The organism is Klebsiella sp. CN_Kp073, assembly GCF_040065495.2.
Classification (GTDB): Bacteria; Pseudomonadota; Gammaproteobacteria; order Enterobacterales; family Enterobacteriaceae; genus Klebsiella; species Klebsiella aerogenes.
The window spans coordinates 1,722,252-1,748,971 of record NZ_CM198051.1; the positions used below are offsets into that span (position 1 = coordinate 1,722,252).

At 56.6% G+C, this 26,720-nt stretch carries 25 protein-coding genes; 15 read left to right on the top strand and 10 right to left on the bottom strand.

Going from position 1 to position 26,720, the window contains the following annotated elements:
* The first annotated feature begins 108 nt into the window (after positions 1-108).
* The 3 genes from bglG to ABLV66_RS08390 are packed head-to-tail and all read left to right on the top strand — an operon-like array spanning position 109 to position 4,348.
* Entirely contained in the window at positions 109-942 is an 834-nt protein-coding gene (gene bglG, locus ABLV66_RS08380) for a transcriptional antiterminator BglG (protein WP_045391270.1), read from the top strand.
* Between the two features lie 28 nt (positions 943-970).
* The gene (gene bglF / locus ABLV66_RS08385) at positions 971-2,938 is read left to right on the top strand and encodes a PTS beta-glucoside transporter subunit IIABC (protein ID WP_162184052.1); all 1,968 of its coding nucleotides are present in this window, start codon (positions 971-973) and stop codon (positions 2,936-2,938) included.
* 15 nt (positions 2,939-2,953) lie between these two features.
* Positions 2,954-4,348, top strand: a complete 1,395-nt coding sequence (locus ABLV66_RS08390) for a glycoside hydrolase family 1 protein (RefSeq protein ID WP_348876016.1) — start codon at positions 2,954-2,956, stop codon at positions 4,346-4,348.
* Between the two features lie 39 nt (positions 4,349-4,387).
* Here the strand turns inward: ABLV66_RS08390 and ABLV66_RS08395 are convergent, their stop codons facing one another.
* Complete coding sequence (locus ABLV66_RS08395; RefSeq protein WP_348876015.1) at positions 4,388-5,122, bottom strand: class I SAM-dependent methyltransferase; 735 nt, start codon at positions 5,120-5,122, stop codon at positions 4,388-4,390.
* A gap of 124 nt (positions 5,123-5,246) precedes the next feature.
* Here ABLV66_RS08395 and mdtQ point away from each other — a divergent pair, with 124 nt between their 5' ends.
* Positions 5,247-6,686: a multidrug resistance outer membrane protein MdtQ gene (mdtQ, locus tag ABLV66_RS08400; protein ID WP_045391258.1), complete on the top strand. Its 1,440-nt coding sequence runs from the start codon at positions 5,247-5,249 to the stop codon at positions 6,684-6,686.
* Positions 6,687-6,713: 27 nt separating this feature from the next.
* Here mdtQ and ABLV66_RS08405 read toward each other — a convergent pair whose 3' ends face one another.
* Positions 6,714-7,307 (bottom strand): DedA family protein, encoded by a 594-nt coding sequence (locus tag ABLV66_RS08405; RefSeq protein WP_045391255.1) that lies wholly within the window; start codon positions 7,305-7,307, stop codon positions 6,714-6,716.
* Positions 7,308-7,461: 154 nt separating this feature from the next.
* Here ABLV66_RS08405 and ABLV66_RS08410 point away from each other — a divergent pair, with 154 nt between their 5' ends.
* A complete protein-coding gene (locus ABLV66_RS08410; protein ID WP_045391252.1) occupies positions 7,462-8,049 on the top strand; it encodes a Yip1 family protein in 588 nt (195 codons plus the stop codon).
* A 174-nt stretch (positions 8,050-8,223) separates the two neighbouring features.
* Positions 8,224-9,174 (top strand): D-alanyl-D-alanine endopeptidase, encoded by a 951-nt coding sequence (gene pbpG, locus ABLV66_RS08415; protein ID WP_161799877.1) that lies wholly within the window; start codon positions 8,224-8,226, stop codon positions 9,172-9,174.
* A gap of 43 nt (positions 9,175-9,217) precedes the next feature.
* Here pbpG and ABLV66_RS08420 read toward each other — a convergent pair whose 3' ends face one another.
* Together ABLV66_RS08420 and dld are read right to left on the bottom strand one after the other, a co-directional pair.
* Entirely contained in the window at positions 9,218-9,772 is a 555-nt protein-coding gene (locus ABLV66_RS08420; protein WP_015365736.1) for a GNAT family N-acetyltransferase, read from the bottom strand.
* 92 nt (positions 9,773-9,864) lie between these two features.
* On the bottom strand, positions 9,865-11,598 hold the full coding sequence (gene dld / locus ABLV66_RS08425; RefSeq protein WP_045391249.1) for a D-lactate dehydrogenase: 1,734 nt from the start codon (positions 11,596-11,598) through the stop codon (positions 9,865-9,867).
* A 201-nt stretch (positions 11,599-11,799) separates the two neighbouring features.
* Between dld and bglX the strand changes: the two genes are divergently transcribed.
* The 5 genes from bglX to ABLV66_RS08450 all read left to right on the top strand — a co-directional run bounded on the left by bglX (position 11,800) and on the right by ABLV66_RS08450 (position 17,987).
* On the top strand, positions 11,800-14,097 hold the full coding sequence (bglX, locus tag ABLV66_RS08430) for a beta-glucosidase BglX (protein ID WP_074165378.1): 2,298 nt from the start codon (positions 11,800-11,802) through the stop codon (positions 14,095-14,097).
* Between the two features lie 146 nt (positions 14,098-14,243).
* The gene (gene osmF, locus ABLV66_RS08435) at positions 14,244-15,161 is read left to right on the top strand and encodes a glycine betaine ABC transporter substrate-binding protein OsmF (protein WP_348876014.1); all 918 of its coding nucleotides are present in this window, start codon (positions 14,244-14,246) and stop codon (positions 15,159-15,161) included.
* Positions 15,162-15,167: 6 nt separating this feature from the next.
* On the top strand, positions 15,168-16,325 hold the full coding sequence (locus ABLV66_RS08440; RefSeq protein WP_348876012.1) for an ABC transporter permease: 1,158 nt from the start codon (positions 15,168-15,170) through the stop codon (positions 16,323-16,325).
* Positions 16,318-17,253, top strand: a complete 936-nt coding sequence (locus ABLV66_RS08445) for an ABC transporter ATP-binding protein (RefSeq protein ID WP_047044874.1) — start codon at positions 16,318-16,320, stop codon at positions 17,251-17,253. Before ABLV66_RS08440 ends, ABLV66_RS08445 begins: the two co-directional genes overlap by 8 nt.
* Positions 17,250-17,987, top strand: coding sequence for an ABC transporter permease (locus ABLV66_RS08450; RefSeq protein WP_348876011.1), 738 nt, complete (start codon positions 17,250-17,252; stop codon positions 17,985-17,987). Before ABLV66_RS08445 ends, ABLV66_RS08450 begins: the two co-directional genes overlap by 4 nt.
* Here the strand turns inward: ABLV66_RS08450 and ABLV66_RS08455 are convergent.
* Both ABLV66_RS08455 and ABLV66_RS08460 read right to left on the bottom strand, forming a co-directional pair.
* A complete protein-coding gene (locus ABLV66_RS08455) occupies positions 17,962-18,075 on the bottom strand; it encodes a protein YohO (protein WP_015365743.1) in 114 nt (37 codons plus the stop codon). The two genes, ABLV66_RS08450 and ABLV66_RS08455, sit on opposite strands and share 26 nt — an antisense overlap.
* A 59-nt stretch (positions 18,076-18,134) precedes the next feature.
* Positions 18,135-18,866, bottom strand: coding sequence for a MerR family transcriptional regulator (locus ABLV66_RS08460; protein ID WP_045391234.1), 732 nt, complete (start codon positions 18,864-18,866; stop codon positions 18,135-18,137).
* Between the two features lie 199 nt (positions 18,867-19,065).
* On the opposite strand from ABLV66_RS08460, the gene ABLV66_RS08465 reads away from it, so the two are divergent.
* The 3 genes from ABLV66_RS08465 to ABLV66_RS08475 are packed head-to-tail and all read left to right on the top strand — an operon-like array spanning position 19,066 to position 21,988.
* Positions 19,066-20,754 carry a sensor histidine kinase gene (locus tag ABLV66_RS08465; RefSeq protein ID WP_047066103.1) on the top strand — a complete coding sequence of 563 codons (1,689 nt, stop codon included), beginning with the start codon at positions 19,066-19,068 and terminating at the stop codon, positions 20,752-20,754.
* Positions 20,748-21,467 (top strand): two-component system response regulator BtsR, encoded by a 720-nt coding sequence (btsR, locus tag ABLV66_RS08470; protein WP_045391229.1) that lies wholly within the window; start codon positions 20,748-20,750, stop codon positions 21,465-21,467. Before ABLV66_RS08465 ends, btsR begins: the two co-directional genes overlap by 7 nt.
* Positions 21,468-21,520: 53 nt before the next feature.
* Positions 21,521-21,988, top strand: a complete 468-nt coding sequence (locus ABLV66_RS08475; RefSeq protein ID WP_015706088.1) for a YehS family protein — start codon at positions 21,521-21,523, stop codon at positions 21,986-21,988.
* Positions 21,989-22,031: 43 nt separating this feature from the next.
* Here the strand turns inward: ABLV66_RS08475 and ABLV66_RS08480 are convergent, their stop codons facing one another.
* Complete coding sequence (locus ABLV66_RS08480) at positions 22,032-22,496, bottom strand: YehR family lipoprotein (protein ID WP_047066101.1); 465 nt, start codon at positions 22,494-22,496, stop codon at positions 22,032-22,034.
* Positions 22,497-22,637: 141 nt separating this feature from the next.
* Complete coding sequence (metG, locus tag ABLV66_RS08485) at positions 22,638-24,671, bottom strand: methionine--tRNA ligase (protein ID WP_045377042.1); 2,034 nt, start codon at positions 24,669-24,671, stop codon at positions 22,638-22,640.
* Positions 24,672-24,822: 151 nt separating this feature from the next.
* Between metG and apbC the strand changes: the two genes are divergently transcribed.
* On the top strand, positions 24,823-25,932 hold the full coding sequence (gene apbC / locus ABLV66_RS08490; RefSeq protein ID WP_015365751.1) for an iron-sulfur cluster carrier protein ApbC: 1,110 nt from the start codon (positions 24,823-24,825) through the stop codon (positions 25,930-25,932).
* On the opposite strand, the gene ABLV66_RS08495 is transcribed toward apbC, so the two are convergent.
* Positions 25,929-26,402: a GNAT family N-acetyltransferase gene (locus ABLV66_RS08495; RefSeq protein WP_047078267.1), complete on the bottom strand. Its 474-nt coding sequence runs from the start codon at positions 26,400-26,402 to the stop codon at positions 25,929-25,931. The two genes, apbC and ABLV66_RS08495, sit on opposite strands and share 4 nt — an antisense overlap.
* A complete protein-coding gene (locus tag ABLV66_RS08500; protein ID WP_015365753.1) occupies positions 26,374-26,691 on the bottom strand; it encodes an RcnB family protein in 318 nt (105 codons plus the stop codon). Before ABLV66_RS08500 ends, ABLV66_RS08495 begins: the two co-directional genes overlap by 29 nt.
* Positions 26,692-26,720: the final 29 nt, after the last annotated feature.

Sequence of the window (26,720 nt, forward strand, 5' to 3'; positions counted from 1 at the left end):
CACAAGAAGTTGATACAGTGCAATAGTTGGATTGCTACTGCTTCGGCAGGCGAAACCTGATTACCTGGCATTTGTCGGGGGTCAGGTTTTTTTGTTTCTGGGGTTCATATGCTAATCGCCAAAGTACTTAATAATAACGTGGTGGTAGTGGTCAACGAGCAGCAGCGCGAACAGGTGGTGATGGGGCGAGGGCTGGCCTTTCAAAAGCGCGTGGGCGACTCGTTGGACGAAAGTAAAATTGAAAAAGTCTTCGCCTTACAAAGCGATGAACTGGTTGGCCGCTTAGGCGAATTACTCAGTCAGATACCGTTAGAAGTAATGACCACCTGCGATCGTATCATCGAGCTGGCCCGCGGGCGGTTGGGAAAGTTACAGGAAAGTTTGTACATCACCTTAACTGACCACTGTCACTTTGCCATTGAGCGGCAGAAAAACGGCGTCGCGATTCGCAACGTGCTGTTGTGGGAGATTAAACGGTTGTATCCGAAGGAGTTTGAACTGGGTCAGGAGGCGAGGGCCATCATCGCCCGCCGGCTGGGCGTCGAGCTTGCCGAGGATGAAGCCGGGTTTATCGCTTTGCATCTGGTGACGGCGCAACTCAACAGCGAAATGCCGGAAGTGATGCACGTGACGCGGGTGATGCAGGAGATCCTGCAACTGGTGAAGTATCAGCTGCAGCTTAGCTACGATGAAGAGTCGCTCAGCTACCAGCGTTTTGTGACCCATCTGAAGTTTTTCGCCCAGCGCATGTTAACGCGAACGGTAGTGCAGGATGACGACGTTACGCTGCACAGTGCGGTGAAAGATAACTACGCCAAAGCGTGGAAGTGCGCGGAAACGGTGGCGAAGCACCTGCAAAAGAATTATCAACGGGCGCTGACCACCGAAGAGATTATGTTTCTTGCCATTCATATCGAGCGGGTAAGAAAAGAGGGGCGTTAATCCCCCAACAAAACTGGATTGTTACTGCATGATGCAGGCAAAACCTGAGCGCGACGCCAACCGGCGTGGTTCTCGGGTTTTTTTATTTTTACTACTCAGTCGCCGGTTGTCTGTGGGCAGCGGCAGTAAGGAAAAGAGCATGGAATATAAAGCACTCGCGCAGGATATTCTTCACCGCGTCGGCGGCAAAGAGAATATTGTGAGTCTGGTTCACTGCGCGACACGTCTGCGTTTCAAATTGAAAGATAACGCGAAGGCCGATGCCGAAGGGCTGAAGGCGAATCCTGGTGTGATCATGGTAGTCGAAAGCGGCGGCCAGTTTCAGGTGGTCATCGGTAACCATGTGCACGATGTCTGGCTGGCAGTGCGCCAGCAGGCGGGGTTAAGTGACGACAGCGAACCGGTGCCGCAGGAGAAAGCGGCGAAAAGCTCGGTATTAAGTCAGCTGATCGACATCATCTCCGGCATCTTTACCCCTTTTATTGGCGTGATGGCGGCGACGGGTCTGCTGAAAGGACTGCTGGCGCTGGCGCTAACCTGCGGATGGCTCACGCCGCAGCAGGGGACCTATAAAATCTGGTTTGCCGCCAGCGACGCGCTGTTCTTTTTCTTCCCGCTGTTTCTTGGCTACACCGCCGGCAAAAAGTTTGGCGGCAACCCGTTTATCTCAATGGTGATCGGCGGCGCGTTAACCCACCCGCTAATGATGCAGGCCTTTGAAGCCAGTCAGACGGGAGCGCCCGTGGAGCATTTTCTCGGTATACCGGTGACCTATATCAATTATAGCTCCTCGGTGATCCCGATTATTCTCGCCTCCTGGGTCTGCTGCTGGCTGGAACGGAAGAGTAACGCGGTGCTGCCGTCGGCGATGAAGAACTTTTTTACCCCGGCAATCTGTCTGGCGGTGGTTGTGCCGCTGACCTTTCTGGTAATAGGCCCGCTGGCGACCTGGCTGAGCCACATGATTGCCAATGGCTATCAGGTTATCTACGTTTTTGCCCCATGGCTGGCAGGCGCAGTGCTGGGCGCGCTATGGCAAGTATGCGTTATCTTCGGCCTGCACTGGGGGTTGATACCGCTGATGATCAATAACATGACCGTGTTGGGGCATGATTCTATGCTGCCGATCATTCTGCCGGCGGTGATAGCCCAGGTGGGCGCCGTGCTGGGGATACTGCTGGCCACGCGCGATTCGCGTCAGCGGATGCTGGCCGGTTCCGCGTTTTCCGCCGGGCTATTTGGCATCACTGAGCCTGCCATTTATGGCCTGACCCTTCCGTTACGTCGCCCGTTTATCTTCGGATGTATCGCCGGCGCGATTGGCGGCGCGATTACCGCCTTCAGTAATAGCTACGCCTACTCCTTTGGGGTGCCGAACATTTTCTTTCCGGCACAGATGATCCCGCCCGGCGGCATTGATTTTAGCGTGTGGGGCGGTCTCATTGGCACCGGCGTGGCTTTCATTCTCGCCTGCGTATTGACCTTCTTCGCCGGCTTGCCGCGCAGCCAGGCAGAACAGGCGGTCGTCATCGCGCCTGCGGCGGAAAACGATATTCTGGCGCCGATGTCCGGCAGCGTACTGGCCCTCGATCAGGTGCCGGATCGCACCTTCGCCAGCGGCCTGCTGGGCAAAGGCGTAGCCATTATTCCGGCGGTGGGCAAGGTCATTGCCCCGTTTTCTGGCGAGGTCGCCTCACTGTTTCAGACTAAACACGCTATCGGCCTGCTGAGCGACAGTGGCATTGAGCTACTGATCCACGTCGGCATTGATACCGTCAAACTCGACGGCGTACCGTTTACCGCCCATGTCAAAGAGGGGGACAAAGTTCAGGCCGGCGATCTGCTGCTGGAGTTCGATCGTCAGGCCATTCTGGACGCCGGTTACGACCTGGCGACCCCGATTATTATCAGCAACAGCGATGATTACCGTAGCGTTGAGATTGTGTCCGCGAGCGTCGTGGATGCCGGCCAGCCGCTGTTGTCCGTTAGCCATTAATCACAGGAGAGAGCGATGAAAACATTCCCGCAGGGCTTTTTATGGGGCGGCGCCACCGCGGCAAATCAGGTCGAAGGCGCATATCTGGAAGATGGCAAAGGTTTATCCACCTCCGACGTGCAGCCGCAGGGGGTATTCGGCGACGTCGTGGAGCGCGTCGCCGGCGACAGCGGTATTAAAGATGTGGCGATCGATTTTTACCATCGTTACCCGCAGGATATCGCGCTGTTTGCTGAGATGGGCTTCAACTGTCTGCGGGTCTCGATCGCCTGGACGCGTATCTTCCCGAACGGCGATGACGCCGAGCCGAACGAAGCCGGGCTGGCCTTCTACGACAAGCTGTTTGCCGAGATGGCCGCGCACAACATCACTCCGCTGGTGACGCTATCTCATTACGAAATGCCGTGGGCGCTGGTGAAAAACTATGGCGGCTGGGGCAGCCGCGAGGTGATTGGCTTTTTCGAGCGCTACGCCCGGACGGTATTCAGCCGCTATAAAAATCAGGTCAAGCTGTGGCTTACTTTTAACGAAATTAATATGTCGCTGCATGCGCCAATGACCGGCGTCGGCCTGCCGGCCGGTAGCAGTAAAGGCGAAGTCTATCAGGCTATCCACCACCAGCTGGTGGCCAGCGCGCTGGCGGTCAAAGCCTGTCATGAACTGGTACCGCAAGGGAAAATTGGCAATATGCTGCTCGGCGGGTTGATGTATCCGCTGAGCTGCAAGCCGGAAGATGTCTTTGAAACGCTGCAGCAAAACCGCAGCTGGCAGTTCTTCGGCGATGTGCAGTGCCGTGGCGCCTATCCGGGCTACATGCAGCGCTATTTCCGCGAAAACGATATTACGCTAACCATCACCGACGACGACCGGAAAGCGCTGAAAGAGACCGTCGATTTTATCTCCTTTAGCTACTATATGACCGGCTGCGTCACCGCCGATGAAGCGCTGAACCAGCAGGCGCGCGGCAACATTCTCAGCATGGTGCCGAACCCGCATCTGGCAAGCTCGGAGTGGGGCTGGCAGATAGACCCGCTGGGGCTGCGTACGCTGTTGAACGTACTGTGGGACCGCTATCAGAAGCCGTTGTTTATCGTTGAAAATGGTCTGGGGGCGAAGGATAAAATCGAAGCCGACGGCAGCATCAACGATGACTATCGCATCAGCTATCTCAACGATCATCTGGTGCAGGCGCGCGAAGCCATTGCTGACGGCGTCGAACTGATGGGCTTTACCAGCTGGGGGCCAATCGATCTGGTTAGCGCGTCAAAGGCAGAGATGTCCAAGCGCTACGGTTTTATCTATGTCGATCGTGACGATCGCGGGCAGGGGACGCTCGAACGGCGTAAGAAGAAAAGCTTCGCCTGGTATCAGGCGGTGATTGCCAGCAACGGCGGTAGTCTGCAGGAATAAGCTGTTCGGCGGCCCGGTTTTTTCCGGGCCGCATGCCGTTTAAGCCGGTTTACCGGCGCGCAGTAAAAAGATCATCGGACGCTCTTTCTCTTCCTCGAGCGCCGGTTGGGCGGCGATTTGCTCGGCGCTCGGGCCCCACTCATCAAGCTGCTCCAGCACAAAACCGGCGGCGATAAGCGCGTTAATCCAGCTTGAGAGTTTGCGATGCTGTTTAATCACCCCCTCGGCAAACCAGTTGCTGATACGTTCGCCTTCCTGCTGATAGTGGCTCACCGGCCAGCGTTTTTGCCCCTGTTCATCTACCTGCCAACCCTGCTGCAGCGGCGCGGTATAGATGGGGTGTTCGGCGGAAAAGACCAGCGTACCGCCGGGAACCAGCGCCTGATAGAGCATGGCGAACAGCGGCGCGACGTCCGGCAGATAATGCAGCGCCAGCGAACTGTAGACCAGATCGCAGCTATTCGCGGGCAGCGTCAGGGTTTGCAGGTCGGCGCAGCGATATTCGATAGTCTCGCCGGTGGTCATCTCCCGTGCCCGCTCCAGCATCCGGCTGGAGAGATCGAAACCGATTATCTGTTTTGCTCCCTGTTGCTGCGCCCAGCGGCAAAACCAGCCATATCCGCAGCCGAGATCGACCACCCGCAGGCCATCTAACGCTGGCAGCAGGCGCTGAATTGCCGGCCACTCCGGCGCGCCGTCAAGCCCCTTCACCGAGCGGTCAAGGGTGGCGTAACCGGCAAAGAAACCGGGATCGTCATAAATGTTCTGACTCATTGCAACTCCAATAATAACTTTGTTTATTTTTAGCTGACTCATTGTCAATGCACACGCTTTACTTAACGACCGTCATTCAATTAATTTATGATGACCAACCTTTATAAGTAACCCGACCCGAAGAATGAATCTTACACTGAGCAAAAGCGTGCTGGCGGCACTGCCACTGGCCATCGCGCTGGCTGGCTGCGCGCCATCGCATGACATTGGCGGCCCTTTAAAGCAGCAAACCCCGGCATCTCACGTTTCGATGGATCTGCCCGCCGCCGTAAAAAATGGCTGGCCGCAGACCGACTGGTGGAAAGATTACCACGATGCCCAACTGGATAATCTGATTCAGCGCGCGTTAGCCAATGCTCCGGATATGCAAATTGCCGCGCAGCGCATCAAGCTGGCCGAAGCGCAGGCGCGAATGTCTCAGGCGAATCTCGGTCCGGAGATGGATTTCTCCGCCGATATCGAACGACAGAAAATGTCCGCGGAAGGCCTGATGGGGCCATTCGCCACCGACACCGACGGCAATACCGGACCCTGGTATACCAACGGTACCTTTGGCCTGACCGCCGGTTGGGATCTGGACCTGTGGGGGAAAAACCGCGCGCTGGTGAAAGCGCGCATCGGCGAAGTGAAAGCCCAGCTCGCCGAGCAGGCGCAGACCCGCGAGCTGCTGGCCAGCAGCGTGGCGCGCCTGTACTGGCAGTGGCAGACCGAAGCGGCGGTAAAAACGGTGCTGCAGCAGGTTAAAAGCGAACAGAATAATATTGTTAGCGTCGATACCGCGCTCTATCAGCGTGGCATCACCAACTCCGCCGAAGGGGCGGAGAACGACATTAACGTCAGCAAAACCGATCAGCAGCTGGCCGACGTGGCGGGTAATATGAAAGAGATTGAAGCGCGGCTGATGGCGTTAACCAACAGCCAGAGCCAGTCGCTCAATCTGCGAGCGGCGCCGCTGCCCGCGGTCAGCGCGCAGATGCCGAGCGAACTGGGCTATGAACTGCTGGCCCGCCGTCCGGATCTGCAGGAAGCCCACTGGTATATCGAATCCTCGCTGAGCGAAATTGATGCGGCGAAAGCGGCGTTTTATCCGGATATCAACCTGATGGCGTTCCTGCAGCAGGATGCGCTGCATTTAAGCGATCTGTTCCGTCATTCGGCGCAGCAGATGGGCGTCACCGCCGGGCTGACGCTGCCTATCTTTGATAGCGGCAGGTTGAACGCCAATCTCGATATCGCCAGCGCGCAGAACGGCCTGTCGATCGCTAAATACAACAAAGCCGTAGTCGATGCGGTGAACCAGGTGGCGAAAACCGCAAGCCAGGTAGAGACGCTGATGGAGAAAAACCAGCAGCAGCAGCAGGTGGAGAAAGACGCGCAGCGGGTGGTCAATCTCGCCCAGGCGCGAATGAACGCCGGTATCTTACCCGGCTCCCGCGTGAGCATGGCGAAGCTACCTGCGCTACAGGAGCGAATTACCGCGCTGCGCCTGCACGGCCAGTGGCTGGACGCCAGCATTCAGCTGACTTCCGCACTGGGTGGCGGTTATCACCAGACGACGAAATAACGGCGTCAATAGCGGCGCGCGGCGCCGCTATTCATTATCATCCTCTGTATCTTGCGCTTTTCTTTTCGCTTCCCGGCGTTTCAGCCACAGATGAGCTCCGACTACCAGCGCCACCACCAGGATCAGCCAGACCCAGTGTTTGATGTGCTGATCGAGATGATGTAGCCACGGGCCTATCGCCTCGCCGCCAAGGTAGCCGAGGGTGGTAAAAATCAGCGCCCAAACGATGGCGCCGAAAATATTCAGCGGCAGAAAAATTTTCGGTGGCAAGCGGCTGGCGCCGATCAAGACCGGGCCGATAACCCGAAAGCCGTACATAAAGCGGGTGCCGATAACGAACAGATAGGGATGCCGCTGAATCAGGCGCTGCGCTTTTCGGATCCGCGCCTTCTGCCGCGAGAAGCGACGCAGTAGCTTGCCGCCGAACTGGCGCCCCAGAAAATAGAGTAGCTGATCGCCGATCATGCCGCCTAAGGCTACGGCAACGACCACCAAAGGAAACTTCAATAGACCCTGATGCGCCGCCACGCCGCCAAGGATGGTGATGGTTTCACCTTCTGCGATGCTGCCGATAACCAGCGCCGCGTAGCCGTATTGGGAAATCAGGTGATTGATATCCATATAAACATAAACTCCTACTATTACCAGTCCCTTAATCATACACCCTGATGATTAAAACGGTCTGAAGCGCATTTTTATCGCTGTACACAAAATAATCTACAGAGTGAATTATACTTGGATCAGTGCTGTACGAAGCCGTGACAAGGGGGACGCGATGAACCATGTCTGGGGACTCTTCTCTCATCCTAATCAAGAGATGAGCGTGATCAAGAGTGAAAATGAAACCATTTCGCACCATTATACCCACCATGTGCTGGTGATGGCGGCGGTTCCGGTTATCTGCGCCTTTATCGGTACGACGCAGCTCGGCTGGAACTTCGGCGACGGCACGGTGATTAAGCTTTCACTGATGACCGGGTTGGTATTAGCGGTACTGTTTTATGCCGTGATGCTGGCCGGGGTGGCGGTGATGGGGCGGGTGATCTGGTGGATGGCCAGAAGCTATCCGCAACAGCCGTCGCTGAAACGCTGTATGGTTTTTGCCGGTTACGTCGCGACGCCGCTGTTTTTAAGCGGGATCGTGGCGCTCTATCCGCTGGTATGGCTGTGCGCGTTAATAGGCACCATCGCGCTGTTTTACACCGGTTATCTGCTGTATCTGGGCATTCCGACCTTTCTGAGTATTAATAAGGAAGAGGGGCTCAGCTTCGCCAGCTCAACCCTGGCTATCGGGGTGCTGGTGCTGGAAGTGCTGCTGGCGATCACCGTCGTGCTGTGGGGCTACGGGTACCGACTCTTCTAATCAGATGCATTGCCGGCAGAAATGAATAATTATGTCGGCAATGCAGCATTTACTCACGATTCTTATTGGCCTCAGGGCGTTATGACGCGGTATGATGGCGTTTGCCAGCGGCGTAGCCCACTTTACGCCGCGGCGTACGTTCAATAGCGTGCAAAAATACTTTTCAGAATGCCCATGATGCCGAATTTTCGAATTTCCTTGCTCAGCCTGACTTTGCTGCTGGCTGTGCCTTTTGCGCCCCAGGCGATAGCAAAAACCAGCGCGGTAACCGCCGCTTCCCAGCCGGATATCGCTTCCGGTAGCGCGATGATCGTCGATCTGGCGACCAAGAAAATCATCTACGCCAGCCAGCCCGATTTGGTGCGCCCGATGGCGTCGATCACCAAAGTAATGACCGCCATGGTGGTGCTGGATGCGCATTTACCGCTGGACGAGATGCTGACCGTTGATATCAGCCAGACGCCGGAGATGAAAGGTATCTATTCCCGCGTGCGTCTTAACAGCCAAATCAGCCGCCGCAATATGCTGCTGCTGGCGCTGATGTCCTCGGAAAACCGCGCCGCCGCCAGCCTGGCGCACCACTATCCTGGCGGTTATAACGCTTTTATCCGCGCGATGAACGCCAAAGCGCAGGCGCTGGGGATGACCCATACACGCTATGTTGAGCCGACCGGCCTGTCGGTGCATAACGTCTCCACGGCGCGCGATCTGACTAAGCTGCTGATCGCCAGCGAACAATATCCGCTGATCGGCCAGCTAAGCACCACCAAAGAAGATACCGCCACCTTTGCGCATCCGGCTTATACCTTGCCGTTCCGCAATACCAACCATCTGGTGTATCGCGATAACTGGAATATTCAGCTGACCAAAACCGGCTTTACTAACGCCGCCGGCCACTGCCTGATTATGCGTACGGTGATTAATCAACGCCCGGTGGCGCTGGTGGTAATGGACGCGTTTGGCAAATACACCCATTTTGCCGACGCCAGTCGTTTACGGACCTGGATTGAAACCGGCAAGGTGATGCCGGTTCCGGCCTCCGCATTGAGCTATAAAAAGCAGCGCGAAGCGCAGATGGCGGAAGCGATGCTGAAAGGCGGCACGCAGACCGCGCAGAACGATTAATTTGTCCTTCCCCGGATTGCGCCGCAATCCGGGAATTCTAATATCACTCCGGTAACGTCCAGTCGCCGTCGCCAAGCTGGCGCTGCATAATGAGGGTATCGCGCCAGTCGCCCATCTTATAGCCGACGCTGCGCAGCTGTCCGGCAACGGTAAAGCCAAATTTCTTATGAATGGCAATCGAGCCGGCGTTGTTGTGGCCGTCGCCGATAATCGCCAGCATTTGCCGCCACGGCCCCTGTTCACACTGCGCGATGAGGCGCGTCAGCAGCGCGCTGCCGATGCCGCGCCCGCCCATACCGGACTCGACGTAAATCGACTCTTCCAGCGTATAGCGATAGGCCGGGCGAGGGCGGTAAAAGGTGGCATAGCAGTAGCCGACAATGGTGCCGCGCCACAGCGCGACCAGCCACGGAAGCCCGTTATCGCGCACGGTTTTAATTCGCTTGCGCATTTCGTCGACGGTAGGCGGGATCTCTTCAAACGAGGCGCGGCCGTTAAGCACGTGCCAGACGTACAGCGCGGCAATCGCATGCGCGTCATCGGGCAGCGCTTCGCGGATCTCTAAGTCGGCGTCTTGTAACTTATCCTTGGCGGACATGGGGGCTCCTCAAGCTAATTGGCCGGAGAGTCTTTTTCTCCGGCATGCAGCGTAATACAGAAGCCCCGCGGCTGAACAGTCCTGGTTAACGATTATTGTGCTTCCGTTGGCTTCTGCGCCTCGCCCCAGTATTTTTGTTTGCTGGTTTTGCCGATACCCGGATTCATGCTGTTGGTGGGATCGTTCTGGCGATAGAAACGCTTTAAACTCTCCGCCGCTTCATACAGATGGCCGACGTTGTGCTCCGCCGGATACTGCGCGCCGCGCGCTTTCAACAGATCCAGCATTTTTTCTTTCAGTTCGTGCGCGTCGACCCCTTTCTTCACGATGTAATCCTGGTGGAAGACGTGACACATAAAGTGGCCATAGTAGAGCTTGTAGACCAGCTGGCTGTCGATTTCCGCCGGCAGATGTTCGAACCATTCGGTGTCATTGCGGCGCAGGGCGATGTCCAGCGCCAGAATATCTTCCACTTCGTCGGCATGTACCGCCTGATAGCGGATCGCCGCGCCGGCGGCGGCGAAGCGGTGCAGGAATGCCTTGCTGCCTTCTTCCGCGGTACAGACAAAGAAATCGCCTTCGGCCTGCTGGAAATAGTCCGTAAGCCACTTCTGCGCTTCTTCGATGCCGTCGCCGGCCATCTTCAGCAGCAGGTGATGTTCGTACTTATCGCGCCAGGTTTTCATACGCTCCGGCAGGTGCGCCGGGAAGGCGTGACCGAGTTTCTGCATAAAGCGGTCGGTGAAGTGCGGCTTGAACAGGGAGACCTTTTCCAGCATCGCGTCGGTGCGCCCCTTCATGGTGAAGAAGAACGGCATTTTATCGGTGCCGAGCTTATCGATCATCAGGAAGGTATCTTTGCCATATTTTTCGGCGATATCGTAAATATCGCGGTGCATATATTCGCCGGCCACCGGCAGATTATTGAATTCAGCGAGGATGTGGCGGCGGATCTCGGTGAGCACTTCCGGCTGGTTAGTGCCGATATAGAACACCTGCTGGCGTTTTTCCGCTGGAAAAGTATCGAGACGGACGGCGAAGACCGCCAGCTTGCCGGCGCAGCCGGAGGATTCGAACAGGCGGTCCGGGTCGGCGTTATAGCGAGCCGGAGTATCGGCGTTGACATCGCGCACGCGGGTGACGTAATCGTGATCGTGGGCGTGGCGGCCATCGTGTTGCACGTCGGCATCGGTGATACGATCGTCGTCGAGGCGGCTCAGGATTTGTTCCGGCGTCGCGCCTAAATCGATTCCCAGATGGTTGACTAATTTCAGTTTGCCGTCGGCGTCAATCTGCGCAAACAGCGACATTTCGGTATAGGCAGGTCCGCGCTGCACCAGCGATCCGCCGGAGTTGTTACAGATACCGCCGATAACCGATGCGCCGATGCAAGAAGAGCCGATCACCGAGTGCGGTTCGCGGCCCAGCGGCTTGAGCGCTTTTTCCAGTGAATAGAGGGTGGTACCAGGGTAGGCCAGCACCTGCTCGCCCTTATCCAGCAGGTGCAGCTTGTCCAGACGCAGCGTGCTGATAATGACGATTTCGCGATCGTAATCATTGCCGCTCGGGGTGGAGCCTTCGGTCAAGCCGGTATTCGCCGCCTGCATCAGGATAATTTTGTCAGCTTGTACGCAGGCGCTGAGCACCCGCCATAGTTCAAGCAGGGTACCGGGGAACACCACCGCCAGCGCATCGCCGTGGCCGGAGCGGAAACCTTTTCGGTAACGCTGGGTTTTCGCCGGATCGGTTAACAGATGCGAGGAGCCAACCAGCCGCGCCAGTTCCGCCAAAAAGGGAGGGTTATTTATTGTTGTTGCAGATGACATGATTCACTCCTTGTGGGCACAGGAAAGCTATATCGCTGTTAGCATACCGCTTTGTATGACAATTTGGTGCATGAATGTTTCTATAAATCAGATAAGAACCTTAGCATTCTACGGGCGCGTTGTTTATATATATGGCAAACTGCGGTTTTTGCTGCGTTTTCGCTGGGTTATTAGCACCGAATCAAAGAGGGATACATAATAATGAAATGGTTGTGTACTGTTGGCGTCGCCGTGAGCCTGGCGCTGCAACCCGCGCTGGCCGATGAACTGTTTGGTAACCATCCGCTGACGCCTGAGGCGCGAGATGCGTTTGTTAGCGAACTGCTGAAAAAAATGACGGTCGATGAAAAAATCGGTCAGCTGCGCTTAATCAGCGTTGGCCCGGATAACCCGAAAGAAGCGATCCGGGAAATGATCAAAAACGGTCAGGTTGGGGCGATTTTTAATACCGTGACCCGGCCTGATATCCGCGTGATGCAGGATCAGGTGATGCAGCTAAGCCGCCTGAAGATCCCGCTGTTTTTCGCCTACGATGTGCTGCACGGCCAGCGTACCGTCTTCCCGATAAGCCTCGGCCTGGCCTCCTCTTTTAATCTCGACGCGGTGAATACCGTCGGGCGTATCTCGGCCTACGAAGCGGCTGACGATGGTCTTAATATGACCTGGGCGCCGATGGTCGACGTTTCTCGCGACCCGCGCTGGGGCCGCGCCTCTGAAGGGTTTGGCGAAGACACTTACCTGACCACCGTGATGGGTAAAGCGATGGTGGAATCGATGCAGGGCAAGAGCCCGGCAGACCGCTATTCGGTGATGACCAGCGTTAAACACTTCGCCGCCTACGGCGCGGTTGAAGGCGGTAAAGAGTACAACACCGTCGATATGAGCCCGCAGCGCCTGTTCAATGACTACATGCCGCCGTATAAAGCCGGTCTCGATGCCGGCAGCGGCGCGGTGATGGTGGCGCTAAACTCGCTCAACGGTACCCCGGCCACTTCCGATTCCTGGCTGCTGAAAGACGTCCTGCGCGACCAGTGGGGCTTCAAAGGCATCACCGTTTCCGACCATGGCGCCATCAAGGAGTTGATTAAACACGGCGTCGCCTCCGACCCGGAAGACGCGGTGCGCGTCGCGCTGAAGTCCGGTATCAACATGAGCATGAGCGATGAGTACTACAGCAAATATCTGCCGGGGCTGGTGAAATCCGGCAAGGTGACGATGGCTGAACTGGATGACGCTACCCGCCACGTGCTCAACGTCAAGTATGACATGGGGCTGTTCAACGATCCGTACAGCCATCTGGGGCCGAAAGCGTCCGACCCGCAGGACACCAACGCCGAAAGCCGTCTGCATCGTAAAGAGGCGCGCGAAGTGGCGCGAGAAAGCCTGGTGCTGCTGAAAAATCGTCTCGATACGCTGCCGCTGAAAAAATCCGGCACCATCGCGGTGGTGGGCGCGCTGGCGGATAGCAAGCGCGACATGATGGGCAGCTGGTCGGCGGCGGGCGTGGCCGATCAGTCGGTCACCGTGCTGACCGGCATCAAAGAGGCGCTGGGCGATAAAGGCAAAGTGATTTATGCCAAAGGCGCTAACGTTACCGACGATAAAGGCATTGTCGATTTCCTTAACCTGTATGAGAAAGCGGTGCAGGTCGACCCACGTTCGCCGCAGGAGATGATCGATGAGGCCGTGGCGGCGGCGAAACAGTCCGACGTGGTCGTTGCGGTGGTGGGCGAAGCGCAGGGTATGGCGCATGAGGCTTCCAGCCGTACCGATATCACCCTGCCGCAAAGTCAGCGCGATCTGATTAGCGCGCTGAAAGCGACCGGTAAACCGCTGGTGCTGGTGCTGATGAACGGGCGTCCGCTGGCGCTGGTGAAAGAGGATCAGCAGGCGGATGCGCTGCTGGAGACCTGGTTTGCCGGTACTGAAGGCGGCCATGCGATCGCCGATGTGTTGTTTGGCGATTACAACCCGTCCGGTAAGCTGCCGATGTCCTTCCCGCGTTCGGTGGGGCAGATCCCGACCTACTACAGCCATCTGAATACCGGCCGTCCGTATAATCCGGAAAAACCGAATAAATACACTTCGCGTTATTTCGATCAAGCGAACGGCCCGCTGTATCCATTTGGCTATGGCCTGAGCTACACCACGTTTAGCGTTTCCGATGTCAAAATGTCGGCGCCAACGATGCCGCGCGACGGCAGCGTGACCGCCAGCGTGCAGGTGACCAACACCGGCAAACGCGAAGGGGCGACGGTGATCCAGCTTTATTTGCAGGACGTGACCGCGTCGATGAGCCGGCCGGTGAAAATGCTACGCGGCTTTAAGAAGGTGAATCTCAAGCCGGGCGAGACACAAACTGTCAGCTTCCCGATTGATGTTGAAGCGCTGAAGTTCTGGAACCAGCAGATGAAATACGTTGCCGAACCGGGCAAATTTAACGTCTTTATCGGCGTCGATTCCGCCCGCGTTAAGCAGAGCGAATTTGAGCTGCTGTAGTCGCGAGCCCAGTAAAAAGGGATAAACCGGGTGTTACACCTGAAAGGCCGATTAATCGGCCTTTTCTTTTTCGTTAAATGGCCAAATGGACTACGCTTTTCTCTTAAGCTTCTGTAAGCGAAGCGTATAAAAATGAGGGAAGCGGGATGATGATGGCAATGAAATGGTCAGGTGTAATGGCGCTTGCAGCCCTGCTTAGCCTGCCGCTGCAGGCGGCGGAACCGGTGAAGGTGGGCTCGAAAATCGATACGGAAGGGGCGCTGCTCGGCAACATCATTTTGCAGGTGCTGGAAAGCCACGGCGTGAAAACGGTCAATAAAGTCCAGCTTGGCACCACGCCGGTGGTTCGCGGAGCGATTACCGCCGGTGAGCTGGATATCTATCCGGAATACACCGGCAACGGGGCTTTCTTCTTTAAAGATGAAAATGACCCGGCGTGGAAAAACGCCAAACAGGGCTATGAAAAAGTTAAAAAGCTGGACGCGGAAAAAAACAAGCTGATCTGGCTGACCCCGGCTCCCGCCAATAATACCTGGACTATCGCGGTGCGACAGGAAGTGGCGGAGCAAAATCATCTTGCTTCATTGGCCGATCTTAGCGCCTATCTACAGAAGGGCGGCGATTTTAAACTGGCGGCTTCCGCGGAGTTTATCGAGCGGGCCGATGCTCTCCCGGCGTTCGAAAAAGCCTATGGCTTTAAGCTCAATCAGAATCAGCTGTTGTCGCTGGCGGGCGGCGATACCGCGGTGACCATTAAAGCGGCGGCGCAGCAAACCTCCGGCGTAAACGCGGCGATGGCCTATGGCACCGATGGCCCGGTAGCGGCTTTGGGGCTGCAAACCCTGAGCGATCCAAAAGGCGTACAGCCCATTTACGCCCCGACGCCGGTTGTGCGCGACGCGGTGCTGAAGGCGTATCCGCAGATGGCGCAGTGGCTGGAACCGGTGTTCGCCAGCCTCGATGAAAAAACGTTGCAGAAATTAAACGCCAGCATTGCCGTTGAAGGGCGTGACGCGAAGAGCGTCGCCGCCGATTACCTGCAACAAAAAGGGCTGCTGAAGTAAATACGAGTGACTATTCGTTGTTATAACCGCGTGGCGCTGCTGCTCACGCTACTGCTGTTGGCCGTGACGGCGCTGCCATTCGTCACTTATGCCCCTAATCGTCTGCTTTCCGGTGAAGCGCGCTGGCTATGGACGCAGATGCCGTGGCTGGCGGCGGCGCAGCTGGCGGGCGTGCTGCTGCTGTTGTTATTGTGCTGGATCCCAGGCCGTCTGGCGCTGCTCGGTAGCCTGCTTATTGCCGATTTGCTCCTGCCACTACTAATGTGGGGCGCCGGAGACATCGCGCTACAGCTGGTGCAACAGGGCTCCCCGCTGGCGCGTACCTCTCCCGGCAGCGGATTATGGCTTGCTCTCGCGCTATGCCTGCTGCTTGCCAGCGATACTATCCGCCGACTGACTCCGCACGCTTTATGGCGTTGGCTGCTGAATGCGCAGCTTTGGTTGCTACCGTGCCTGCTGCTGTGGCATGGGGCCCTCGATCAACTCTCTTTGCTGAAAGAATATGCTAACCGCGAGGATGTCTTTAATGACGCGCTGCGTCAGCATCTATGGTTGTTGTTCGGGACGTTGCTACCCGGATTATTATTGGGTTTATCGATAGGCTTCGCCCTCTGGCGGCGACCGCACTGGCAGGCGCCAGTATTTACCTTCCTTAATGTGATTCAAACTATTCCCTCGGTGGCGCTATTCGGTTTGTTGATCGCGCCGCTCGCCGGTTTGACCCGCCATTTTCCGTGGTTGGGGAATATAGGTATTTCTGGAACCGGGATGGCGCCGGCGCTGATCGCGCTGGTGCTGTACGCGTTATTGCCGCTGGTGCGCGGGGTGGTGACCGGACTACAGCAGGTGCCGCGGGAGGCGCTGGAAAGCGCGATGGCGATGGGAATGAGCGGCGGACAGCGTTTTCGCCAGGTCCAAATGCCGTTGGCGCTACCGATTCTGCTGCGTAGCCTGCGGGTTGTCAGCGTGCAGACCGTCGGTATGGCGGTGGTGGCGGCGCTGATAGGCGCGGGCGGCTTCGGCGCTTTGGTGTTTCAGGGGCTCCTCAGCAGCGCGCTGGATTTGGTGCTGCTGGGCGTCATTCCGACGATTGCGTTGGCGGTAGTCGTGGATGCCGTGTTTGCACTGTGGGGCGCGTTATTAAAAGGAGAGGCGCATGATTGAATTCGCCGGGGTGAACAAGGCCTTCGCCGGACAGCCGGCGGTGAAGGATCTTAATCTGCATCTGCGCGAAGGCGCGTTTTCCGTGCTGATTGGTACTTCCGGCTCCGGAAAATCGACCACTCTGAAGATGATTAATCAACTCGTGGAACAGGATAGTGGAGTGATACGCTTCGCCGGCGAGGATATCCGTCGACAGCCGCTGCTGGCGCTACGCCGTCGTATGGGGTACGCCATTCAGTCTATCGGCCTGTTTCCACACTGGACGGTGGCGCAGAATATCGCCACCGTGCCGCAGCTGCAAAAGTGGCCGCGCGGAAAAATTACCGAGCGGGTTGATGAACTCATGGCGTTACTTGGCCTGGAACCTCTGCTACGCGATCGCTACCCGCATCAGCTTTCCGGCGGCCAGCAGCAGCGCGTTGGCGTGGCACGGGCGCTGGCGGCCAACCCGGAGGTGCTGTTAATGGATGAGCCATTTGGCGCGCTGGATCCGGTCACCCGCCAAGCGCTGCAGCAGGAGATGCTGCGCATTCATCGTCTGTTTGGGCGCACGATCGTGCTCGTCACCCATGATATCGACGAAGCGCTACGCCTGGCGGATCACCTGGTACTGATGGACAGCGGCGAAGTGGTGCAGCAGGGGGAACCTATGCAGATGCTACTGCAGCCGAAAAACGCCTTTGTTGAAACCTTCTTTGGCCGTAGCGAACTGGGCGTTCGGCTGCTCTCGCTACGCGGCGTTGGGGATTACCTGCGGCGGGATGAACGGCTGGCAGGCGATGCGCTGAACGTCTCGATGACGTTGCGCGAGGCGCTGTCGCAGTTTGTCGCTCATCGCCGCGACGTTTTGCCGGTGGTCGATGAACAGGGTGAAGCGTGCGGTACGTTGCACTTTTCAGACCTGCTACACGATAGGGGCACGATGTGAAGGCGCTTCGCGATCCGCTACTGTGGCTGGTAGCGCTGTTTATCGCGCTGCTGCTGGTATTGCCCCACAGCGCGCCGCTGTTTACCTGGCTGTTTCCGGAGCTGCCGCGCCCGGTTTATCAGCAGGAGAGTTTTCTGGCGTTGACGCTGGCCCACTTTTGGCTGGTGGCGCTCTCAAGCATTGCCGCGACGGTTATCGGCGTGGGGGCAGGGATTATCGTCACTCGACCCGCCGGGCGAGAGTTTCGTCCACTGGTGGAAACCATTGCCGCCATGGGACAGACATTTCCGCCGGTAGCGGTACTGGCGATCGCGGTACCGGTGATGGGCTTCGGCTGGCAGCCGGCGCTTATCGCATTGGCGCTATACGGAATATTGCCCGTGCTGCAGGGGACGCTGGCTGGATTAAGTTCGATATCGCCTGGGGTATTGAATATTGCCGAGGGGATGGGGATGAGCGGCTGGCAGCGGTTGTGCAAGGTGGAGCTGCCGCTGGCGGCGCCGGTGATGCTGGCCGGGATCCGCACCTCGACCATCGTCAATATTGGTACGGCAACCATTGCCTCAACGGTGGGCGCCAACACCCTCGGCACGCCGATAATAATCGGTCTCAGCGGCTTTAATACCGCTTATGTGCTACAGGGGGCGCTGCTGGTGGCGCTCGCCGCGATCATAATCGACCGCTTTTTTGAACGGCTGAACCAGTGGATCAGCCGACACCGCCGCGAACAATAAACGAGTAACCTGCCAGCATGACGCCGCCGATCCCGCCGATGGCCATGCATAAGAAGAGGGTAATGACCGCGATTTTCGCAGGCTTCATGATAGGCTCCTTTTGTTAACGGAGGGATTATACGGTGAAGCGCAGGTGTTAATGAAACATTAATTGCTATTTAGCCAGATCAGATTTTCCCGCTGTTCCCATTCGCGGAGCTGCGCTGCCTGAGGGCTACCCGGCGGCGCGGGGCACCACACCAGCAGGGTGCTGTCAGGAAATAGCTGCGGGCGGATCTGATTAAGCGAGTGCGCGACGATATCCACCCGCCAGCCCTGCTCGCAGGCGATCCAACCTTCCAGCCATAATTGAGTGGTGTCATCGGTGTTCCAGCCCACCACCACCGCGTGATGGCCGGGGCGCTTCCAGGCATGGGCGAGACATTGGGCGATGTGGTTGATTAAGATACCATCGAGCAGGCTACGCAGCGCCAGTAAAGTCGGCTGAGGGCTTAGCAGGCGGTGGCGAAGCGGATTAAGCAGATGATGCACCAGCATCTGTGCGCTATAGCTGTGGCTACGCTCTTTGAGCCATAGCCGCACGCGTTGGTAATGACCTTCCTGCAGAAAACCGAGCAAGATTTCCTGCTGTTCGCGCCAGCCGTCTTCGACATCCGCTTCGCGATCGGGCAGCAGGTTTTTTACTTTGCTGACCTGAACGCCGGCATCAATCCAGCGCTTAATTTCGCGGATGCGATCGATTTCACTGTCATTGAATAAACGATGGCCGCCATCGGTGCGTTGCGGCTTGATGAGTTCATAACGTCGCTGCCAGGCTCGCAGCGTCACGGGATTGATATCACAAAGCTGAGCCACTTCGCCTATCGTATACAGCGCCATTTTCCCCTCCCGCCGTGTGCTCCTCATTTAACTGTAGAAGGGGTTTATCAATTGTTCATTTTTTGCGCTTTACGGCGCCGGCGAGACGGTGGAAAGTGTGATCGTCACCATGATTTATCATTTTCTTGTATCGCTTCAAAGAAAGTTATGGACGGGCAGTGTATGTTACGCGCTTTCAAAGGTTGTGTGGTTGGCGGGTATGTACGAGTTCGATCTGGTCTTGCTGCTGCTCCAGCAGATGTGCGTGTTTCTGGTTATCGCCTGGCTGATGAGTAAAACGCGGCTGTTCATTCCCCTGATGCAGGTCACCGTGCGTTTACCGCATAAGCTGCTGTGCTATGTCACCTTCTCGATTTTTTGCATTATGGGGACCTATTTCGGTCTGCATATCGAAGACTCTATTGCTAATACTCGCGCTATTGGCGCAGTGATGGGGGGCCTGCTCGGCGGCCCGGTGGTCGGCGGTCTGGTGGGGTTGACCGGCGGCTTGCATCGCTATTCGCTGGGCGGCATGACGGCGTTAAGCTGTATGGTGTCGACCATTGTCGAAGGGCTGCTCGGCGGCCTGGTACACAGCATACTGATTAAACGCGGACGACCGGATAAAGTGTTCAGCCCGCTTACCGCCGGGGCGATTACCTTTTTCGCTGAACTGGTACAGATGCTGATAATTCTGCTCATTGCGCGGCCATTCCAGGATGCGCTGCATCTGGTGCAGAGTATCGCCGCGCCGATGATGGTCACGAATACCGTCGGCGCCGCGCTGTTTATGCGCATTCTGCTGGATAAGCGGGCGATGTTTGAGAAATACACCTCGGCTTTTTCAGCCACCGCGTTAAAGGTGGCGGCCTCCACCGAGGGGATCCTGCGCCAGGGGTTCAACGAAGAGAACAGTATGAAGGTCGCTCAGGTGCTGATTCAGGAACTCGATATCGGCGCCGTGGCGATTACCGACCGCGAAAGGCTGCTGGCGTTTACCGGTATCGGCGACGATCATCATCTGCCAGGTAAACCTATCTCCTCATCCTATACACAAAAGGCGATTGATACCGGCGAAGTGGTTTATGCCGACGGCAACGAGGTGCCATACCGTTGTTCAATTCACCCTGGCTGTAAACTGGGCTCGACGCTGGTCATTCCGCTGCGCGGTGAGAATCAACGGGTTATTGGCACTATTAAGCTATATGAAGCGAAAAACCGCTTGTTCAGCTCGATTAACCGCACGTTGGGGGAGGGGATAGCGCAACTGCTGTCGGCGCAGATCCTTGCCGGCCAGTATGAACGACAGAAAGCGTTGCTGACCCAGTCGGAAATTAAACTGCTACACGCGCAGGTTAACCCGCACTTTCTGTTCAACGCCCTGAACACGCTGAAGGCAGTGATCCGCCGTGATAGCGATCAGGCTGGGCAACTGGTGCAGTATTTATCGACCTTCTTTCGCAAAAATCTGAAGCGACCAACGGAGATTGTCACCCTGGCGGACGAAATTGAACATGTGAATGCCTATCTGCAAATTGAGAAGGCGCGATTCCAGGATAATTTGCAGATACGCATGCAGGTGCCAGCGTCGCTTGAGCATCTCCAGCTACCGGCATTTACGTTACAGCCGATAGTCGAAAACGCGATCAAGCACGGCACCTCTCAGCATCTTGGCGTGGGCGAAATTACCATTCGCGCCAGTCAGCATGAGCGTTGGCTACAGCTGGATGTGGAAGACAATGCCGGGCTTTACCGTGATAACCCTAATGCCAGCGGGCTTGGGATGAGTCTGGTGGACAGACGACTGCGCACGCGCTTCGGCGCCGACTGCGGAATTAGCGTCGCTTGCGAAGCGGAACATTTTACCCGCATCACGCTGCGACTGCCTGTGGAGGAAAATGCATGCTAAAAGTTTTAATCGTCGATGATGAGCCGCTGGCGCGAGAAAACCTGCGCATCCTGCTGGAGGAGCAAAGCGATATAGAAATCGTTGGCGAATGCGGCAATGCCGTCGAAGCGATTGGCGCGGTGCATAAGCTGCGTCCCGACGTGCTGTTTCTGGACATTCAAATGCCGCGTATCAGTGGGCTGGAGATGGTTGGCATGCTCGATCCTGAACATCGCCCCTATATCGTCTTTTTAACCGCCTTCGATGAATATGCGGTGAAGGCGTTTGAAGAGCACGCTTTCGATTATCTCCTCAAGCCTATTGAGAACGTCCGGCTGGAGAAAACGCTGGGCCGCCTGCGCCAGGAGCGCAGTCTGCAGGATGTATCACTGTTGGAGGATGCCCAGCAGGCGCTGAAGTACATTCCCTGCACCGGTCACAGCCGCATCTGGCTACTGCAAATGGAGGATGTGGCTTTTGTGAGCAGCCGAATGAGCGGTATTTACGTCACCGATAGCGAAGGCAAAGAAGGTTTTACCGAGCTGACTTTGCGTACTCTGGAAAGCCGAACGCCGCTGCTGCGCTGCCACCGTCAGTATTTGGTTAACATGGCGCATTTGAAAGAGATCCGCCTTGAGGAGAACGGCCAGGCGGAGCTACTGATGCGCGCCGGGCAAACGGTGCCGGTCAGCCGTCGTTACCTGAAAAGCCTGAAAGAGGCGATTGGTCTGTAAAAACGCGGAATCATGGTAGACTTAGCGCCAGCATTTTTCATCATGAAGGCATTATGATCAGTAACGACATTTTACGTAGCCTGCGCTACACCCTGAAAACGAATAATAACGGTCTGGTACGTATCTTTGCGCTGGCGGATGCGCCGGTGAGTGCGGAACAACTGGTACCCTGGCTGAAAAAAGAAGACGAAGAAGGGTTTGCGCGCTGCCCGGATGTCGTACTGTCGAATTTCCTCAACGGTCTGATTTACGACAAGCGTGGTAAAGATGAGTCGGCGCCGCCGCTGGCGGTCGAGCGCCGGGTGAATAACAATATCGTACTGAAAAAATTGCGTATCGCCTTCTCGCTGAAGACCGACGACATTCTGGCGATCCTGACTCAGCAAAAATTCCGCGTGTCGATGCCGGAAATTACCGCCATGATGCGCGCGCCGGACCATAAAAACTACCGTGAATGCGGCGATCAGTTTTTGCGCTATTTCCTGCGCGGTCTTACCGAGCGCGAGCACGCCAAAGGCTAAGCGCCTGACTTGACCCGGGCCTGCGCCCGGGCCCTGTATCTCTTTACTTCTTCACTTCTTTAAAACCCTGCGATTCCAGCAGCTTAGTCGATACTGATAGCGAAACAAACTGCTGTGAGCAGTCGGTGAACATCGAGCCTGGCAGCTTGCACAGCTCGCTGATTTTCGCTTTGCTGAAATCCACGGTCAGATGTTCAAGCGCGTAGGAGTCTTTATAGTCGATGGTCTGCTCAACGCCCTGCAGATTACGATAGACGCTGCTGATCGGCTCGATAATCGCCCGCGCCTGTTCTTTATTTTCCGCGCCGATCGATTTATAGGGAATGGTATTGTCGGCATCCTGACGCAGCACTTTGTCGCCGTCATAGTGGTAGGTAAAGCTAAGTTCGACGCCGTTGGTATTCAGCGCAAAGGTTTTAGTCTCTTCTTTTTTATTATCGCAGCCGGCGAGGGCCGCCAGCAGAACGGATACGGCCAGCACGCCAGCCATCTTGCGGTTAAATTTCATCACGATTCCCTATGTTGAGTGGTATTGCGCGTCCAGAGAGGAGCAGACAGTAATGATTATTATGGCGATTACGCGTTGTCGCAACAGAAGGCGTGAAGGGAATAAAAAAAAGCGCTGCCGGAGCAGCGCTTTTGCGGAGGGTTATTTAACCTGCTGACCCGGCTGTGCGCCGCTGTCAGGGCTTAACAGGAAAATATCTTTCCCGCCAGGGCCGGCGGCCATCACCATCCCTTCGGAGATACCGAAGCGCATTTTACGCGGCGCCAGGTTGGCGACCATCACCGTCAGACGGCCAATCAGCGCCTGCGGATCCGGGTAGGCGGATCGGATGCCGGAGAAGACGTTGCGCTTCTCGCCGCCGAGATCGAGGGTCAGGCGCAACAGCTTATCGGAACCGTCGACGAACTCGGCGTTTTCAATCAGCGCGATGCGCATATCCACCTTGGCGAAATCGTCAAAGGAGATAGTTTCCTGGATCGGATCATCGGCCAGCGGGCCAGTCACCGGCGCGGCGGCGGCTTTAACTTCTTCTTTAGAGGCTTCCACCAGCGCTTCGACCTGTTTCATCTCAATGCGATTGTACAGCGCTTTGAAGGCGTTAACCTTGTGCGCCAGCAGCGGCTGCTGGATGGCGTCCCAGCTCAGCTCGGTGTTGAGGAACGCTTCAGCGCGCGCGCTCAGCCCCGGCAGAACCGGCTTCAGCCAGGTCATCAATACGCGGAACATGTTCAGCCCCATGGTGCAGATTGCCTGCAGGTCGGCGTCGCGGCCTTCCTGTTTGGCCACCACCCACGGCGCCTGCTCGTCGACATAGCGGTTAGCGACGTCGGCCAGCGCCATAATTTCGCGGATTGCTTTACCGAACTCGCGGCTTTCCCACGCTTCGCCGATAGCGGCAGCCGCATCGGTGAAGGTTTTATACAGCGCCGGGTCAGCCAGCTCAGCAGAGAGCATGCCGTCAAAGCGTTTATTGATAAAGCCGGCGTTACGTGAGGCCAGGTTGACCACTTTGTTAACGATATCGGCGTTAACGCGCTGGATAAAGTCTTCCAGGTTCAGGTCGATATCATCGATGCGCGAAGAGAGCTTAGCGGTGTAGTAGTAGCGCAGGCTATCGGCATCAAAATGGTTCAGCCAGGTGCTGGCTTTGATAAAGGTGCCGCGAGATTTGGACATCTTGGCGCCGTTTACCGTGACATAGCCGTGAACGAACAGGTTGGTCGGCTTACGGAAATTGCTGCCTTCAAGCATGGCCGGCCAGAACAGGCTGTGGAAGTAAACGATGTCTTTACCGATGAAGTGATATAGCTCGGCGCTGGAATCTTTCTTCCAGTATTCATCGAAGCTGGTCGTGTCGCCGCGTTTATCGCACAGATTCTTAAAGGAACCCATGTAACCGATCGGCGCATCCAGCCAGACGTAGAAGTATTTGCCCGGCGCATTCGGAATTTCAAAGCCAAAGTACGGCGCGTCACGGGAAATATCCCACTGCTGCAGGCCGGATTCGAACCACTCCTGCATTTTGTTCGCCACCTGCTCCTGCAGCGCGCCGCTGCGGGTCCACGCCTGCAGCATTTCGCTAAAGGACGGCAGGTCGAAGAAGAAGTGCTCAGATTCACGCATCACCGGCGTCGCGCCGGACACCACGGATTTCGGGTCGATGAGTTCAGTCGGGCTGTAGGTCGCGCCGCAGACTTCGCAGTTATCGCCGTACTGGTCCGGAGATTTACACTTCGGACAGGTACCTTTGACGAAACGGTCCGGCAGGAACATGCCCTTTTCCGGGTCGTAGAGCTGGGAGATAGTGCGGTTTTTAATAAAACCGTTTTCTTTCAGACGGGTATAGATAAGCTCCGACAGCTCGCGGTTCTCGTCGCTGTGCGTCGAGTGGTAGTTGTCGTAACTGATATCGAAACCGGCAAAATCGGTCTGATGCTCCTGACTCATCTCGCCAATCATCTGCTCCGGGGTGATGCCAAGCTGCTGCGCTTTCAGCATAATCGGGGTGCCGTGGGCGTCGTCGGCGCAGATGAAGTTGACTTCGTGGCCGCGCATTCGCTGGTAACGGACCCAGACATCAGCCTGGATGTGCTCCAGCATGTGGCCGAGGTGGATAGAGCCGTTGGCGTACGGCAGCGCGCACGTTACCAGAATTTTTTTCGCGACTTGAGTCATAGTGGGCATTACATCTTCTGTTGTAAAAAGGGCTTTTGATGTTACCTGAAAGGCAATAATTTGGTAAGCCCAAAGCTTATTGTGGGGGAATTATTCCCTTTCAGGTAAACTTAACGGACAAGAATCAACTCACAATAACAAAGGAGTCGGGATGAGTTCGCAATCCCAGGCCAAATCCCCCGAACGTCTACGTGCGATGGTCGCCGGGACTCTGGCTAATTTCCAGCACCCAACCCTGAAGCATAACCTCACCACGCTAAAGGCGCTGCACCATGTTGCCTGGCTTGACGATACCGTGCATATCGAGATCCAAATGCCGTTCGTCTGGACCCGCGCGTTTGAGGCGTTGAAGGAGCAATGCAGCGCCGAGCTGCTGCGCATTACCGGCGCGAAGGCCATCGACTGGAAGCTCTCTCACAGTATCGCCACCCTGAAGCGAGTGAAAAACCAGCCGGGCATTAATGGCGTGAAAAACATCATCGCCGTGAGTTCCGGTAAAGGCGGGGTGGGCAAATCTTCTACCGCCGTGAACCTCGCCCTGGCGCTGGCGGCGGAAGGGGCCAAAGTGGGTATTCTCGATGCCGATATCTATGGTCCGTCGATTCCGACCATGCTCGGCGCCGAAGACAGCCGCCCGACGTCGCCGGACGGCACCCATATGGCGCCGATCATGAAGTATGGCCTGGCGACTAACTCCATCGGATATCTGGTGACCGACGACAACGCCATGGTGTGGCGCGGCCCGATGGCCAGCAAGGCGCTGATGCAGATGCTTCAAGAGACGCTGTGGCCGGATCTGGATTACCTGGTACTGGATATGCCGCCGGGAACGGGCGACATCCAGCTGACCCTGGCGCAAAACATTCCGGTGACCGGCGCGGTAGTGGTGACGACGCCGCAGGACATCGCGCTGATCGACGCCAAAAAAGGCATCGTGATGTTTGAGAAGGTGGAAGTGCCGGTCGTGGGGATCGTGGAAAACATGAGCATGCATATCTGCAGCAACTGTGGCCACCACGAACCTATCTTTGGCACCGGCGGCGCCGAGAAGCTGGCGGCGAAGTATCACACCCAGTTGCTAGGCCAGTTGCCATTGCATATCACGCTGCGTGAAGACCTGGATAAAGGCACGCCGACGGTCATTGCGCGTCCGGAAAGCGAGTTTACCGATATCTACCGCCAGCTGGCGGGACGCGTGGCGGCGCAGATGTACTGGCAGGGCGAAGTTATCCCGAGCGAGATCGCCTTCCGCGCCGTTTAAGGCTGGGTGTAACGCATCAGCCAATAATCTCCGTCAGGAGACGCGCCCTGCGCTTCGACTTTCCAGCCGTGATGCTGGTAGAAGCGCAGGGCGTTTTCATTTCGCGACAGGCACTTCAGCGTGCCGCTGCGCTTAAATGAGCGCTGAACCTGTTCCAGCAGCAGGCTACCGACGCCTTTTCCCTGCCACTGCGGATCCACGAACAGGTTATGCAGGAAGTTGTCGATAACCCACACCGAGGCGAATCCTGCCAGCACATCGCCGCATTCGGCGACCCATAGCTGTTCGTCTTGCACTACGGCATCAAAATCTTCCAACCGCCATTGATCGCCGTTAAGCCATGTCCACGAGGCAAGACGCGCGTCAAGAAACAGCTGACGCAGGCGAGGGTAGTCGCTGTCGCGGCCAGGAAGAATACGCAACTGCGGCGATAGTGAGAGCTTAGCGATGATAGAAGATCTCGCCGTCATACACTTTCAGGATCTTGCCTTCGGTGTCGGTGATCAGAACATAGTTGCCGCCCATGTAGGTCCAGTGGCTGCCGGCATCCGGCGCGGGCAGGTTACGCAATTGCCACTGCTTGATGTTGTACTCAGGAGTGAGGTACATCGCCGGCACGGTATCGCCAATATGAAATTGGGTAAAATCAGCGGTGAATTCTTTCATCGCATACTGTTCAATCCCGGAGGCCGGCGCCGCCCAGCTTGCGCTGGCGCTGGCAAGAAGTACGCCCAGAAGCATCATTTTTGTTTTACGCATATTTTCCTCAATATTACCTGGACTCAAAA